Annotated in this window: 11 protein-coding genes and 1 pseudogene; 5 read left to right on the top strand and 7 right to left on the bottom strand. The window is 54.3% G+C overall.

The annotated features are described in order from the left end of the window. Nucleotides 1–192 precede the first annotated feature (192 nt). The gene (locus CRG49_RS09955; protein ID WP_095502637.1) at nt 193–1,068 is read left to right on the top strand and encodes a RimK family alpha-L-glutamate ligase; all 876 of its coding nucleotides are present in this window, start codon (nt 193–195) and stop codon (nt 1,066–1,068) included. Nucleotides 1,069–1,304: 236 nt separating this feature from the next. Here CRG49_RS09955 and CRG49_RS09950 read toward each other — a convergent pair whose 3' ends face one another. The 3 genes from CRG49_RS09950 to CRG49_RS09940 all read right to left on the bottom strand — a co-directional run bounded on the left by CRG49_RS09950 (nt 1,305) and on the right by CRG49_RS09940 (nt 3,217). Further along, on the bottom strand, nt 1,305–1,553 hold the full coding sequence (locus CRG49_RS09950) for a BolA family protein (RefSeq protein ID WP_095502638.1): 249 nt from the start codon (nt 1,551–1,553) through the stop codon (nt 1,305–1,307). 109 nt (nt 1,554–1,662) lie between these two features. Continuing rightward, nucleotides 1,663–2,679, bottom strand: a complete 1,017-nt coding sequence (locus tag CRG49_RS09945) for a glycosyltransferase family protein (protein ID WP_095502639.1) — start codon at nt 2,677–2,679, stop codon at nt 1,663–1,665. 4 nt (nt 2,680–2,683) lie between these two features. Beyond that, complete coding sequence (locus CRG49_RS09940; protein ID WP_095502640.1) at nt 2,684–3,217, bottom strand: phosphatase PAP2 family protein; 534 nt, start codon at nt 3,215–3,217, stop codon at nt 2,684–2,686. A 470-nt stretch (nt 3,218–3,687) separates the two neighbouring features. Between CRG49_RS09940 and lldD the strand changes: the two genes are divergently transcribed. The 3 genes from lldD to CRG49_RS09925 all read left to right on the top strand — a co-directional run bounded on the left by lldD (nt 3,688) and on the right by CRG49_RS09925 (nt 7,419). Further along, entirely contained in the window at nt 3,688–4,875 is a 1,188-nt protein-coding gene (gene lldD / locus CRG49_RS09935; RefSeq protein WP_095502641.1) for an FMN-dependent L-lactate dehydrogenase LldD, read from the top strand. Nucleotides 4,876–5,153: 278 nt separating this feature from the next. Further along, nucleotides 5,154–6,509 (top strand): cytochrome c, encoded by a 1,356-nt coding sequence (locus CRG49_RS09930; RefSeq protein ID WP_095502642.1) that lies wholly within the window; start codon nt 5,154–5,156, stop codon nt 6,507–6,509. Beyond that, entirely contained in the window at nt 6,502–7,419 is a 918-nt protein-coding gene (locus tag CRG49_RS09925) for a c-type cytochrome (protein WP_095502643.1), read from the top strand. The genes CRG49_RS09930 and CRG49_RS09925 overlap by 8 nt, the downstream gene beginning before the upstream one ends. 194 nt (nt 7,420–7,613) lie before the next feature. On the opposite strand, the gene CRG49_RS09915 is transcribed toward CRG49_RS09925, so the two are convergent. From CRG49_RS09915 to CRG49_RS09895, 4 genes and pseudogenes are all read right to left on the bottom strand, one after another. After that, nucleotides 7,614–9,290 (bottom strand): cytosine permease, encoded by a 1,677-nt coding sequence (locus tag CRG49_RS09915; RefSeq protein WP_095502645.1) that lies wholly within the window; start codon nt 9,288–9,290, stop codon nt 7,614–7,616. Between the two features lie 93 nt (nt 9,291–9,383). Then, nucleotides 9,384–11,957 carry a DNA mismatch repair protein MutS gene (gene mutS / locus CRG49_RS09910; protein WP_095502646.1) on the bottom strand — a complete coding sequence of 858 codons (2,574 nt, stop codon included), beginning with the start codon at nt 11,955–11,957 and terminating at the stop codon, nt 9,384–9,386. 132 nt (nt 11,958–12,089) lie between these two features. After that, the gene (gene murA, locus CRG49_RS09900; protein WP_095502647.1) at nt 12,090–13,343 is read right to left on the bottom strand and encodes a UDP-N-acetylglucosamine 1-carboxyvinyltransferase; all 1,254 of its coding nucleotides are present in this window, start codon (nt 13,341–13,343) and stop codon (nt 12,090–12,092) included. Between the two features lie 212 nt (nt 13,344–13,555). Further along, nucleotides 13,556–14,527, bottom strand: a pseudogene (locus CRG49_RS09895) (peptidase domain-containing ABC transporter); the annotation flags it as partial. Nucleotides 14,528–14,617: 90 nt separating this feature from the next. On the opposite strand from CRG49_RS09895, the gene CRG49_RS13940 reads away from it, so the two are divergent. After that, nucleotides 14,618–14,788 (top strand): helix-turn-helix domain-containing protein (locus CRG49_RS13940; RefSeq protein WP_157807888.1); only part of this gene is annotated, 171 nt, incomplete at its 3' end.

The raw sequence follows: 14,788 nt of genomic DNA, 5'->3' as shown, positions 1-14,788 counted from the left end.
CCGCCGACCGAGAAAGACATTGGACTATGAGACACCGGGTGATCTGTTTTCAGCAGCCCTTGCCAATGGCATTTGAGCGTTGCACTTGAAATGCGAATGTAAGGCCGTCTGAAAAAATATTTGGAACAAGTAAAATAATCAAAGGCGGGTTTCCCGCCTTTTTTGTATTGTTAACCATCAAAAGACCACACCATGCTCACCATTACCACTTGCCGCTGCTATTCCGAAGCACCGCCGAACTTAATCCCCTTGGCGCAAGCCCTGCAGCAACGCGGCATCGATACCCATTTCGACACTTGGCAAAACGCGCCGCAAACGCCGTTTATCCTGCCCTTGTGCGCATGGGACTATGCCGACCAACCGGCCGCGTTTGCGAAATGGATAGATGATGCAATCGGCAACGGCCAGCATTTTCTCAATCCGCCCGAACTCATGCGCTGGAACATGGACAAGCGCTATCTCACCGATTTGGCCGCGCAGGGCATCAATGTGATTCCGACCGAATTTCTGCCGTGTGACGGGCAGTTTGGCGAAGCGCACAGGCAAGCCTTGCAAGATATTCTGTCCAGCAAACAATGGCCTGAAGCCGTGGTGAAACCCGCCATCGGCCAAAGCGGCAAAGGCGTGTGCAAAATCCGTGCAGGGGAAGCGTTGGGCGAAGCATGGGCAGACAGCGACATTTCAGACGGCCTGATGGTGCAGCCCTATATCCGCGACATCGAACAAGCAGGCGAAACCTCGCTGGTGTGTATCAACGGCCGTTTCAGCCACGCCGTGCGCCGCCAGCCACCGCAGGGTGAATGGCGCGCCAATTCCGCTTACGGCGTGGCCATCTTGCCGGTGAATCCGCCCGATTTTGCCGTCGCCAATGCCGAAGCCGTGTTGCGCACCTTGCCCACAATGCCGCTGTATGCGCGGGTGGACGGCACCCTTATCGGCGATACTTTTCTGCTCAATGAATTGGAATTGATCGAGCCGGCGCTGTATTTACACACTTGCGAGCCGGCGACTGCACGTTTTGCCGAAGCCGTGGCGGCGCGGATTGAAGCCATTCAGCGTGGGATGTGAAGTTGTGGCGGCTGAAAGAGATTTTGACTCAAGCCGAATGTGTAGAAAATAACCGCATTGGATTTGGCAAAGCAATTTTACCTATCCCAGCAACTGATCCCCTCTCCCGTCTGGCGGGAGAGGGCTAGGGAGAGGGTGGCTTGGTGATGAGCAATGATTTTGCTTTAAAGTCCCATAAACAAAAGGCCGTCTGAAAACGCATAACGCTTTCAGACGGCCTTTGTTCTGCACAAAAATTACCCCTGTTTTGCTGCCCATTCTTCAGGGGTTGCGGCTACGGAAATCGACAGGGCGTGCAATTCATTGCTGGCCAATTTTTCTTTCAAACCGTCTTTAATCAAGCGGTGGCGCGCCAAACGGGCTTTGCCTTCGAATGCGGATGACACAATCACAGCAAAGAAATGGTGGCCGTCACCTTCCACTTCAACGTGTTGGCAGGGTGCCACGGCTTCAATCATGGCTTTGACTTGTTCGGGGGTTAACATGGCGTGTTCCTTTGTTCAGATGATGGCTGCACATTATACAGAATAATCTTTTGAAATGAATGATAAAAGGCTGTCTGAATATTCAATGTGCCATTCAGACGGCCTGTTATCAACCACGCGCCCACACGTTTTCCACCATTTTATCCACAGGCTCGCGGCAGTCATCGGCCAGCCAATCGGCCACTGCGGCGGCGGTGTCGGGAAAGTGCATCGGTGCGGGGTTGGGGCGTTGCAGCCATTGGTGCAAGGTGTCGGCATCGAAGTGATGCATCACATCGGCAGCGGCCATGGTTTGCAATATTTTGGCGTTAGATACTTGTTCTACTTGATTATCCAGCGGCCGCACCAGTAATTTTTTGCCCAGCGCCATCACTTCGCTGCACAAGCCGAAGCCGGCATTGCAAATCACGCCGCTGCATTCGGCGGTGTCGCGCGGAAAAGCGGTGCGTGAGAAAGGATGCACTTCAATCAGGCCGTCTGAAATCATGTTATCCACAGCCGCGTAAATCCGAAAACGCTGCTGCGGTGCGCTACGCAGCCATGCTTGCACTTGCGCCAAATCTTCAAACGGCAGATACACCAGCACAAAGCCTTTATCGTCAATCGGATGCGGATTGGCCTGAATCAGCGGCGGCAGAATCGGTTGGCCGAATGATTGCCAATGTACGCCCAAATAATCGTCGGCAGGGGCAAAGGCGTTCAAACCGTAGGGCAGCAGCGGTGGTGGTGGCACATCGGCCAGCGGATACAAGAGCGCATATTGGTGCGCCAAACCGACCGGGCGCACACCCTGCCGCCGCGCCGCCCATGCGCTCACGGGTTCGAAATCGGTCAGCACCAAATTGTAAGCGCGCGTGTCCAAGGCCAACACATCCTGCACAAAGCGGTAAGGGCGGGCATCGGCCAAGGTGTCGAAATAGCGCACGCGGCCTTCCTGCATGCGGTAGGTGAAGCCGCGAAAGGTGCGGTAATCGCCGAAGCATTCCATATCAAAATAGGCGTTTTTATCGCGACCGCTGAACACAAAATCCACTTCAATCCCCCGCGCCTGCAACGCGGGCAGCATGGCGCGGGCGCGGGTAATGTGGCCGTTGCCGGTGGCTTGTACGCCATACAAAATCTTCATTTTTTCAACCCATCACATAAAGCGCCGTCTCGCCGCATAATACGCCCAAGGCAGCACCGGCGGCAATGTCGGAAGGATAATGCACGCCCAGCATAATGCGCGATAAACCGATGAATACTGCCAGCACATAAGCCACCGGCGCAAACATCGGGAAAAAGGCCGCAATCAGTGTGGCGAACACAAATGCAGCGGCGGTGTGCCCCGATGGGAAACTGAATTTGTCCGAAGGCGTAATCAGCGCATTCAAATCGCGCACGCCTTTTTTCGGCCGGTCGCGGCGGATGCTGTTTTTCAGCACCCAATACAACGGCAATTCCAAGGCATAAGCGGCCAAACCGGCGTAAAAAAAGGCAGCTCCTGCTGCGCCGCCCCAAAGCCAAACCATCAAACCGACCGCCGCATACAAAGGCCCGTCGCCCAAACGCGAGATTTGGCGGCTGATGAACCCGATGGTGCGGATGTGACTGTGGCGGTTGAGCCAAAACAATAATTCGGTGTCGATTCCGTGGATTTTCAATAAGGCAGACGGCGTTTTCATGGGGCACTCCTTTTTTGGTTTCTCATTGATTTATGGCCTTATTATGGGCAAAAGATTGTGTCAGCAGCATGACAAGGCTGAAAAGTGATGATGCAGCGTGGGCAAAGCGAGACAGGCCGTCTGAAAGGTAGATGATTCTTTCAGACGGCGAGACCTTTGCACAATCTCAAGAACCACCAATAAAAACCCTAAAGGCCGTCATTCCCGCGTAGGCGGGAATCCATCGTAGCCTCTAAGAAACCTATTTTATTCAAAAGCTTGTTATTCTTAAAAATGGATTCCCGCCTACGCGGGAATGATGGCGGTTTTGTGTGTGCAAGCTTTTGAAGGAGTTTTACAAAGGTCTCGGCCTGAGATAACTTAAAAATCATCTCATCAGATGAAATTTCGCTCAAAAACGATTACAATGAGTTTCTTAATAAATAAAAATCACAATCAAATTTATTTAACCCTGTTTTCGGAGCCGATTTATGATTATTTCATCCGCAAGTGATTACCGCGAAGGCGCGCGCCGCCGTCTGCCGCCATTTTTGTTCCACTACATCGATGGCGGTGCCTATGCCGAACGCACGCTGGAGCGCAATGTGTCCGACTTGGCCGACATCGCCCTGCGCCAACGCGTGTTGCGCGATATGTCCGAGCTGGATTTGGGCATCGAATTATTCGGTGAAAAACTGACCATGCCCGTCGCCCTGTCGCCCGTCGGCCTAACCGGCATGTACGCCCGCCGCGGCGAAGTGCAGGCTGCGCGTGCCGCCGATAAAAAAGGCATTCCGTTTACCTTATCGACCGTATCCGTGTGTCCGATTGAGGAAGTGGTGCCGCAGATTCAGCGGCCGATGTGGTTTCAGCTTTATGTGTTAAAAGACCGCGGTTTTATGACCAACGCCTTGGAGCGTGCCAAAGCCGCCGGCTGCTCGACGCTGGTGTTTACCGTCGATATGCCGACCCCCGGCGCACGCTACCGCGATGCCCATTCCGGCATGAGCGGTCCCAACGCCGCCATGCGCCGCTACCTGCAAGCCGTGTTGCATCCGCAATGGGCATACGATGTCGGCATCCACGGCAAACCACACGATTTGGGCAATATTTCCAAATACATGGGCAAAGCCGTTGGCTTGGAAGACTACATGGGTTATCTCGGCGCCAACTTCGATCCGTCGATTTCGTGGAAAGATTTGCAATGGATTCGCGATTTCTGGGAAGGCCCGATGATCATCAAGGGCATTCTCGACCCCGATGATGCACGAGATGCGGTGAAATTCGGTGCCGACGGCATTGTCGTGTCCAACCACGGCGGCCGCCAGCTCGATGGTGTGTTGTCGTCCGCCCGCGCCATGCCCGCCATTGCCGATGCCGTGAAAGGCGACATCAAAATCTTAGCCGACTCGGGCATCCGCAACGGCCTCGACGTGGTGCGCATGATTGCCCTTGGCGCTGACTGCACCATGATCGGCCGCGCCTTTATCTACGCACTGGCCACTGATGGAGAAGCCGGTGTCGCCAACCTGCTGAATCTGTTTGAAAAAGAAATGCGCGTTGCCATGACCTTAACCAGCTGCCGCAACATCAGCGAAATCACCGCCGATTGCTTGGTGCAGGCGGAAAATGTGCTGAAAAACCCGAATGCTTTGCGTGAAGTGTTGGGTGGTGAGTAATTGAATTAGTAGTTTGAGAAGAAGGAAAAGGCCGTCTGAAAGTTTGTCTTTCAGACGGCCTTGTGTTGTCTGCAGGGTATGCCGGTTAATCGTTTATATGGCATTAACGATTTGAGTCAAATCAAAAAATTTTATTTTTTACAACTTATAGGCTTGCCAAAACATTCAGTTGCGATTAATTTATCAATTAAGATATAATAATAAAAACATATATAAAATAGATAATGTAATTTGGATTCACGCTTCTTCCTGACAATCCAACCAGCGAAGGATCGGTTATGAACAAACTGACCAAATTAGTAGGGTTTGCTCTTGCTGCGCTTGGTGTGGCGTATGGCGGCAGTTTTGCATTGAATGCGTACCGTACCGAAAGCGTGCAGCACCAGATTGATTTCAGCGATACGCAAATCCGCCGCGGTGAATATGTGGCGCGGCTGGCGGATTGCTATGCCTGCCACACCGCACCACAAGGGCAACCGTTTGCAGGCGGTTTGGCCATGCAGACACCGATTGGCGCGATTTACAGCACCAACATCACCCCCGACCCTGAAACGGGTATCGGTTCTTACAGTTATGCCGATTTTAAGGCGGCCGTGCAACACGGTATCGCGCCTAACAGCAAACCGCTTTATCCAGCCATGCCTTATACGTCTTATGCGGTGATGTCGGATGAAGAGATTCAAGCCATGTATGCCTATTTTATGAAAGGCGTTTCCCCGGTCAAACAAGCCAATGCTGACAGCACGATTGCGCCGGTGTTGAATTGGCGCTGGCCGCTGGCTTATTGGCAGGCGGTGTTTGCGCCCAAGCGTGAATTTGTCAGCCTGCCCGAAAGCAATGCCCGTGTGAACCGCGGTAAATATCTGGTGGAAGGCGCAGGGCATTGCGGTGCCTGCCATACACCGCGTGGTGTAGCGTATCAGGAAAAAGCCTTGAGCGAAGACGGCACGCATTTCTTAAGCGGCGCGGTGATTGACGGCTGGCGCGCAAAAAGCTTGCGCGGCGATGCCCGTGGTTTGGCTTCGTGGAGCACGGAAGAGTTGGCCGAATTCTTCAAAAGCGGCCGCACCGACCGCAGCGCGGCTTTTGGCGCGATGGCCGAAGTGGTGGAACACAGCACCCAATATTGGAACGATGAAGACATCGCATCGATGGCGGAATATTTGAAAACGCTGCCTGCCGCCGCCAATCAGGAAACCAAGCTGGCCGACAAACCGGATACCACGACTGATATGCTGCGCAGCGGGCAATACGCCAACCGCGGTGCCTTATTGTATGCGGAACACTGCATGGCCTGTCATCGCGCCGACGGCAACGGCGTAGCCAGAATTTTCCCGGCACTCAACCGCAACAGCGCCGTGTATTCGCAACAAGCGCAGTCGGTGATTCAGGTGACGCTGGAAGGCGGCCGTTCGCCGCATACCCGACATGATGTCATGACCTTCAGTATGCCGGCCTTTAAGCATTTGAGTGATGATGATGTAGCGGATTTGGTGAATTTCGTGCGCAACGGTTGGCACAACCAAGCACCGGAAATCAGCCGCAAAGAAGTGGCGGAAATCCGCCGGTTCGTCAACAGCAAGGCACCGAATATCGTGCCGGCCCATCACCAACAAGGAGCGCATCATGAATAAATCTATCCTTTGGGCTGCCGTATTGTCGGGATTGGTTTTGTCTGCATGCGGCCAACCCGCTGCCGAAACCGCGCACAACGGCGCCACTACCCAAGCGCAAACCTATCCGATTGTGACCGGTAAAGGTGCGGATAAAAAAGTAGTGGGCGAATACACCGTGCCTTCTGATGACGATATCGACAAACAACCCAATGCCGCGCAAATCCGCTATGGTCAGCGTTTAATGAATGAGACCAAGCGCCTGTTGCCGCAGCATGTGGGCAGCCATATGAACTGCAGCAGCTGCCATATCGCACAAGGAAAAGTGCCGGGCGGCAATCCGTATATCAATACCTACAATTCTTATCCGCGCGTGATGCCGCGCCCGGGTAAAGAAATCGATTTGGTCGGGCGGATTAATGGTTGTTTCCAACGCTCGATGAATGGCAAACCGCTGCCTAAAGACGGCGAAGAAATGCAGGCCATGATTGCCTATATCAAATGGATGGGGCAAGGCGTGCCGAAAGGGCAGCGTGTGGATATTCAAAACGCGGTCGATATCGACACCAATCTGGTGCCGGATCCTGTGCGCGGCAAAACGCTTTACGCCCAACATTGCGCCGCCTGCCACGGCAGCAACGGCGAAGGTAAAAAAGACGGTTTGGGGCAATATGCGTTTCCGCCGCTGTGGGGCGACGAATCGTTCAATATCGGCGCAGGCATGGCGCGAACCTATAAAGCCGCCGCGTTTATCAAAGCCGCTATGCCGATGGGTGTGCAAACACATGGCATGTGGGGCGAGGGCGGTGTATTGAGTGACCAAGATGCGGTGGACATTGCCGAATATTTTACCCATCAGCCGCGTCCTGATTTTGCCGGCAAGGTGAATGATTGGCCGAATGGCGGTAAGCCGAAAGATGCACGTTATTGATGATTAGGCCGAGACCTTTGCAAAACCCTAGATTTGAGTGCAGTTCAAAGTTATAGCAGCGCAGAAAGCGCAGACATATCACTTAGATAGGCAAGCTTTCGAGCAGCGCATAACGAAGAAATGTGCCAAAGATGGGGATTTTGCAAAGGTCTTAGGCCGTCTGAAAGATAATTTTTCAGACGGCCTTTTACTATTTATTGTTTCCCCGACACTTTCACCCACAAGGCCGTCTGAATGAAATAAGCTGCCGAGAACACGGCCAGAAGCCATTGGAAGGCGGTGGTGTATTGTTGCGGTGATGACGGCAGATAGAGCATGCCGCAGCTGGCCATCATCATCAGCAGGCTGGCGGCGGCACCGTAAAGCAGTGGGTGGCGGCGTTGGGATGCTGTGGTTTTTGCCGGTTGCGCGCGGGTGGTTAACCGCACATCATCACTGCCGTAGGCATCGTGATACAGGCGTTCAGACGGCCTGTTGCTTTGCGGTGCCTGTTGGTAGGTCAAAAAGGTGTACAGCAGCAAACACGCCGCCCATAAGGGGATGAACACGGTAAACAAGTGCATACCGGCAGCCAGCAACACCGCGGCCAAGGCCATGCCGCACACCCACACCGACCAGGCGGCGCGGTTGTTTTGGTCGCGGCGGCCGTGGCGCCAAAACGGGGCGATACCGAGCTTGGGCAGGATAAAATGTTCGGCGGCGATAACCGCGCCCACGGGCGCGGTGAGAATATTGAAATAGGCCATCAAATCCAGCCATTTCAGGAAAATCAGCGGCAAACAGGCAATCAGCGTGGTGACGGCGCCGACCACGGCAGTGGTTTTCGCCAGCGACCAACGCGGCAAAAAGGCGTGAAAGGCCAAGCCTGCGCGGTACAGGCTGGGTGCGGCGGTGGTAAACGAAGCCACTACCACGGCTGCGGTGCCCGCTATGCCCAGCACCGGCACGACCACGCCGCCGATGTCGAGCTTGCCGATGTCGGTTTGCAGCAAAGCCGCGCTGGCCGCACCGAGCATACCGGCAGTCAGCCACGCGACAAAATGGCCGCCGTATGCGGCAAAGGCGGAAAATGCGCCGTAGCCCGGTTTGCGCGCGAAACGCAGCGTGCTCAAATCGCCCATGCCCAAATGCAGCGGCAGGTTCAGCCCCCATGCGAAAGCGGCAATCTGCCAAATGGTCAACGACGGGCTGCCGTCGGGCGTGTTGCCTGTCCACACATAGCGTTGCAGCGTTTCATAACCGTCCAACCCCTGCGCGCTGCCGATGGCCGTCAGATAAGGCCAAGCCGCCAATCCGCACACGGCAAAAACGGCAAACAGCCACGGCGCGCAGATTTTGGCAAACTTGGTCACGCGTGCAAAACCGCGCAACGCAATCCACACCGTCGCCAAACCAATCAGCAATACCGCCGCGACAAATACGCCGCTGGTCGGATACCACAGCACCTGCGGCGGCGCATCGGTTAAGCCGCGGATAGCAGCGGCGGAAATCGTCATCATGCCGCCGGCAATCACGGCGAAAATCAAGCCGCTCATCAAATTGTAGAAAAACACCAAGCGACGGCCGGCCACGCGTTCCAAGTATTGATACAGCGTCAGCCGCGAACGCACCGCCACCGGCGCGCATACCAATGCCCAGCTCAACACCGCCGCCAAATTGCCGATCAGCAGCCCTAATACAACTGTCGCCGGTGATGCACCCCAAGCGGCAAACGCCGCGCCGACGACAAATTCGCCGCCTGCGATGTGTTCGCTGCTGTAGGCGGCGGCAAAATGGCTGCGCCCGAGCAAGCGGTCGACAGGCACGCGGGTATGGGAAAATTCGCCGTCGTGTTCGGCAGCATGGGTGTGAGTAGATTGATTTTTTATCATGTTTGCGGTGTGTGTTCAGACATTAAATTATGGTGATGATTATAAGCTACAGGCCGTCTGAAAACTGTTTTTCAGACGGCCTGTTATATTACCTTAAATCAAATCTTTCAAGCGGTAAAGCGCATCCAAGGCTTCGCGCGGCGATAGGTTGTCAGGGTTGATTTCGGCCAAAGCGGCCAGCAATTCGCTCGGGTTTTCAGACGGCCTTTCAGTAAGGAACGCCTCAGTTTCAACATCATCCGCTTCAGACGGCATGGCTTGGAAAATATCCATTTGCGGTTGCTGGGCAGCGGCTTGTGTTTCCAAATCGGACAAATGTTTTTGCGCGGCTTTGAGGGCTCGGGTGGGCAGGCCGGCGAGTTTGGCCACGGCGATACCGTAGCTTTTACTGGCGGGGCCGGGCTGGATTTCGTGTAAAAACACAATGTCCTGCCCCTGCTCCAACGCAGAAAGGTGCATATTCACCGCGCTGGCATGGACTTCGGGCAGGCGGGTGAGTTCGAAATAATGGGTGGCAAACAGGCTGAACGATTTGTTTTTCTGCAGCAAATGTTCGGCGATGGCTTGCGCAAGGGCGAGGCCGTCGAAGGTGGAGGTGCCGCGGCCGACTTCGTCCATCAACACCAATGATTGCTCGGTGGCGTGGTGCAGGATGTAGGCGGTTTCGCTCATTTCCACCATAAAGGTCGAGCGGTTGGAAGCCAGATCGTCGCTGGCGCCGATGCGCGTGAAAATGCGGTCGATGGGGCCTATTTTGGCCGCTTCAGCCGGCACGAAGCAGCCGGTGTGGGCGAGCAGGGTAATCAGCGCGACTTGGCGCATATAGGTCGATTTACCGCCCATATTCGGGCCGGTGAGCAGCATCAGGCGGTGTTTGTGGTCGAAACGGGTGTGGTTGGGTGTGAAGTGGCGCACCTGCTCTTCCACTACAGGGTGGCGGCCGCCGTCGATTTCCAACACCGGATAATCGGCAAATTCGGGGCAGACAAAGCGGCGTGTGTGTGCGAGTGCGGCAAAGGTGGCCAACACATCGAGCGCGGCAGCGGCTTTGGCGGCTTTTTGCAGCTGCGACAAGGCTGTCTGAATCTCTTTGAGCAGGGTTTCAAAGAGCTGTTTTTCCAAAGCCAGCGCTTGCTCTTGCGCGGTCAAGACTTTGTCTTCAAACGCTTTCAATTCCGGCGTGATGAAACGCTCGGCATTTTTCAGCGTTTGGCGGCGTTGGTAGTCGGCAGGTGCCTGCTCGGCCTGCACTTTGGATAATTCGATGTAAAAGCCGTGTACGCGGTTGAACTCGACTTTTAAGGTCGACAAACCCGTGCGTTCGCGTTCGCGCGTTTCTAAGGCCAGCAAAAATTCGTCGCCGTGGTTTTGAATGTGGCGCAATTCGTCCAGTTCGGCATGAAAACCGTGGTTCATCACGCCGCCGTCGCGCAGCCAGACCGCAGGTTCGGGCAAAATCGCCGCCTGTAATTGCTCGGCTATGGGCAGGGTGGCGGGGAACACGTTTTGCAGCGTTTCCAACAGGCTGCTGCCTTCGGTGGTCAATTCCAGTTTGGTCAATTCAAACAAGCTGTCGCGCAGCGCGGCCAAATCGCGCGGGCGGGCATTGCCCACCGCCACGCGCGCGGCGATGCGTTCGATGTCGGCAATGTTTTTCAGACGGCCTTGAATAGGGGCAAACTGCTCGGCCAAGGCAGACACAGCCTGTTGACGCGCGCGGATGTGGTCGCGGTTGCGCAAAGGGTGGTGCAGCCACATCGCCAATAAACGGCTGCCCATGTGGGTGGCGCAGCGGTCGAGCGTCGACATCAAGGTCGGCGCTTTTTTGCCGTTTAAGGTTTGGGTGATTTCCAGATTGCGGCGGGTGGCCGCGTCCATGCCGATAAACTGGCTGTCGGTTTCTAGGGATAAGCCGTCAAGGTGTTGCGGCATCAGGTTTTGCGTGAGGCGGATATAGTTGATGAGCGCACCGGCCGCCCCAATCGCCGCGGCGTGTTCGTCGGTTTCCAAGCCGAAACCGCGCAAATCTTGGCTGCCGAAATAATCGGTCAACAGCTTCACCGCCGTGTCGGGCGCAAACTGCCACGCATTCAGGCGCGTGAGGTTGGCGTTTTCCAAAGGCGGCAGGTTTTGACCGTCGGCCAGCAGAATTTCCGCCGCCTGCAAGCGCGCCAATTCGTCGGCCAACTGCGCCGCATCGACTTGCTTCACTTTAAATTCGCCGCTTTGCAACGATGCCCACGCCAAGCCGATGTGTTTTTTGCTGTGGTTGACCGCCACAATGCGGTTGGTTTCTTTGTCTTCCAAAAAGGCCGAATCGGTGAGCGTGCCGGGGGTGACAATGCGTACCACTTTGCGTTCCACCGGCCCTTTTGTTGCCCCCACTTCGCCGACCTGCTCGCAAATCGCCACGCTTTTGCCCATTTTCACCAAACGCGCCAAATATTGCTCGGCAGCATGAAACGGCACACCGGCCATTTTAATCGGCTCACCTTCCATCTGCCCACGCGTGGTGAGCGTGATGTCTAACAGCTTGGCCGCTTCCACCGCATCATCGAAAAACAGCTCGTAAAAATCGCCCATGCGGTAGAAAACCAATTTGTCGGCATGTTGCGATTTGATGCCGAGATATTGCTGCATCATCGGCGAAACGGTGGGTTTGCTCATGGAAAAAGCCTTGTGAAATGTGGGTTAAGGGAATGGCGTATTGTAACAAAAAACAGGGTTTTTACGGGAAAAAGGCCGTCTGAAAAGCAACAGATGCTTTTCAGACGGCCTTTCGATTCAAACGATTAAAACTTAACCGCGCACGCGTTCGATTTTTGCGCCCACGCCGCCGAGTTTTTTCTCGATGTGTTCATAACCACGGTCGAGATGGTAGATGCGGTCCACGATGGTTTCGCCGCTGGCAATCAAACCGGCCATCACCAAGCTGGCGGAAGCGCGCAGGTCGGTGGCCATTACCGTCGCGCCGGAGAGGGATTCCACGCCGGTTACGAAAGCGGTGTTGCCTTCGGTGGTGATGTTCGCGCCCATGCGGTTGAGTTCAGGAACGTGCATAAAGCGGTTTTCAAAAATGGTTTCGACCACGCGGCAGCTGCCTTCGGCCACTGCGTTCATGGCCATAAATTGCGCCTGCATGTCGGTCGGGAAGCCCGGATGCACGACGGTGCGGATATCGACAGCTTTCGGGCGCTGCTGCATGTCGATGCTGATCCAGTCGTCGCCCGCTTCGATGACGGCACCGGCTTCAACCAGTTTGTCCAACACTACTTCCATGGTTTTCGGTGCGGCGTTGCGCAGAGTCACTTTGCCGCCGGTCATCGCCACGGCACACAAGAATGTGCCGGCTTCGATGCGGTCGGGTACGACACTGTGTTCGCAGCCGTGCAATTCTTTCACGCCTTCGATGGTCATGGTGGCGGTGCCGATGCCGCTGATTTTCGCACCCATTTTCACCAAACATTCAGCTAAGTCCACGACTTCCGGCTCGATGGCGCAGTTTTCCAATACGGTGGTGCCTTCGGCCAAAGTGGCGGCCATCAATAAATTTTCCGTGCCGCCGACGGTAACCACGTCCATTAACACGCGCGCGCCTTTCAGACGGCCTTTGGCTTTGACGTAACCATGCTCGATGACGATTTCCGCACCCATGGTTTCCAAGCCTTTCAAGTGTTGGTCAACCGGACGCGAACCGATGGCGCAGCCGCCCGGCAGGCTCACTTGTGCTTCGCCGAAACGCGCTAAAGTCGGGCCCAATACCAAAATCGATGCGCGCATGGTGCTGACCAATTCATATGGCGCGCAGGTATTGTTGACCGTGCCGCCGTTGATTTCGAATTCGTGCACATTGTCGGTCAACACGCGCGCGCCCATGCCTTGTAAGAGTTTTTGCGTGGTTTTCACATCGGCCAGCATCGGCACGTTTTTCAGGCGCAGCGTGCCTGAAGTCAGCAAACCGGCACACATCAGCGGCAGCGCGGCATTTTTCGCGCCGGATACAATGATTTCGCCGTTTAACGGGCCGTTGGCAGAGATTTTGAGTTTGTCCATAAGTATTCGCTTTATCAGTCGCCGAAACACAGTGTTTGAGCGTAAAAAAATGAGGTTTAACTTGGAATTATAAGGATTTTTACCGCTCTTGTGGGTATGACAGTAAAAATTTTCTCCAAACGTAATAAAGGCCGTCTGAACGGTTTAGGCACAATCATTAATATTGCAGCAAAAAAGTTCAGACGGCTTAATTTTATTTTTGTGAAATTATTTCAAGTAGCCAAATCAAAAATCCGGTCGGCCGATTCTACGGTTTCTTTTCTATGCGCCGCCATGATTTTGGTAAACGGTAGGTTTTTCAAATGCTCGTTCACGGCTTTTTCATTGGCAATATCCAAATGGCTGGTGGCTTCGTCGAGAAACAGAATCTTCGGGTTTTGATACAGTGCGCGCGCCAATACGATGCGTTGTTTCTGGCCGCCCGAAAGTGCGCTGCCCATGTCGCCGATTAGGGTTTCATAGCCCATCGGCATGGCCATAATTTCTTCATGGATCATCGCCATTTGCGCGCATTGTTCGATTTTGTCACGATTGGGCGTTTCATCGAAAAAGCCGATGTTGTCTGCAATCGAACCGGCAAACAGAACATCGTTTTGCCGCACCACCGCACCCAAACTGCGGATAAAGCGCGGCGGCAGGCGGTAAATATCGTGGCCGTTGACCAGTACCTTACCCGATTCGGGCTTGAGGTTGCCGCACAAAATATCCAAAAGCGTCGATTTGCCGCAACCCGAACGTCCGGTCAGTGCCAGTGATTCCCCTGATTTGACGGTTAAGTTCACATCTTTCAATACATAAGGTTCATTTTCGGCGTAGCGGAACGATACATTTTCCAGACGGATTTCGATACCGCCTTCCAGATTGGGAATGCCGGTGTCGGGTGTGCGCTCGCTTTCTGTTTCCGTCAGTACAATGTCGGCCAAACGTTCACCGTGCAGCGACAGCATTTTTACCTCCACAAAATGATTAATCAGCGAGCCGATGCGGCTTTCAAATTGGCTTTTGTAAGCCAAAAAAGCCATAAACACGCCCACGGTAAACACACCGTCGAGAATATCAAGCGCGCCCCAATACACAATCAGGATATTGGCTATACCGAATAAAAGGGTATTGGCAAAGCCGAATCAAATGCCCAGCTTTTGCGCCGTCAGCCCCGTATTGACCGTATCTACAAACAAACCCATCTTACATTCGCCTAACAAGTGCAATTTCCAATAACAGAAAAGGCCAGTATGCGGTAGTATACTGCCTTTCCTGACAAGAAAGATTGCAATATGGCCTACACACAACTGACCTCACACCAAAGATACTACATTTCCAGACATTACCGCAACCTACCCCTAAACCAAATCGCACAGAACATCGGTTGTCATCCCGCCACCGTCAGTCGGGAAATCAGACGGCATTCCGTCAACGGAACCTACTGTTACCGAAAAGCACAACAG

The organism is Neisseria sp. N95_16 (assembly GCF_002551535.2).
Lineage (GTDB): Bacteria > Pseudomonadota > Gammaproteobacteria > Burkholderiales > Neisseriaceae > Neisseria > Neisseria brasiliensis.
The sequence above is the reverse complement of the archived record's forward strand: the minus strand, read 5'-3'. Positions and strand labels throughout refer to the sequence as shown.

Excerpts from the sequence above, each read along its gene's own strand:
- CRG49_RS09955 (WP_095502637.1), top strand. The coding sequence starts at position 193 with ATGCTCACCATTACCACTTGCCGCTGCTATTCCGAAGCACCGCCGAAC.
- CRG49_RS09950 (WP_095502638.1), bottom strand. The coding sequence starts at position 1,553 with ATGTTAACCCCCGAACAAGTCAAAGCCATGATTGAAGCCGTGGCACCC.
- CRG49_RS09945 (WP_095502639.1), bottom strand. The coding sequence starts at position 2,679 with ATGAAGATTTTGTATGGCGTACAAGCCACCGGCAACGGCCACATTACC.
- CRG49_RS09940 (WP_095502640.1), bottom strand. The coding sequence starts at position 3,217 with ATGAAAACGCCGTCTGCCTTATTGAAAATCCACGGAATCGACACCGAA.
- lldD (WP_095502641.1), top strand. The coding sequence starts at position 3,688 with ATGATTATTTCATCCGCAAGTGATTACCGCGAAGGCGCGCGCCGCCGT.
- CRG49_RS09930 (WP_095502642.1), top strand. The coding sequence starts at position 5,154 with ATGAACAAACTGACCAAATTAGTAGGGTTTGCTCTTGCTGCGCTTGGT.
- CRG49_RS09925 (WP_095502643.1), top strand. The coding sequence starts at position 6,502 with ATGAATAAATCTATCCTTTGGGCTGCCGTATTGTCGGGATTGGTTTTG.
- CRG49_RS09915 (WP_095502645.1), bottom strand. The coding sequence starts at position 9,290 with ATGATAAAAAATCAATCTACTCACACCCATGCTGCCGAACACGACGGC.
- mutS (WP_095502646.1), bottom strand. The coding sequence starts at position 11,957 with ATGAGCAAACCCACCGTTTCGCCGATGATGCAGCAATATCTCGGCATC.
- murA (WP_095502647.1), bottom strand. The coding sequence starts at position 13,343 with ATGGACAAACTCAAAATCTCTGCCAACGGCCCGTTAAACGGCGAAATC.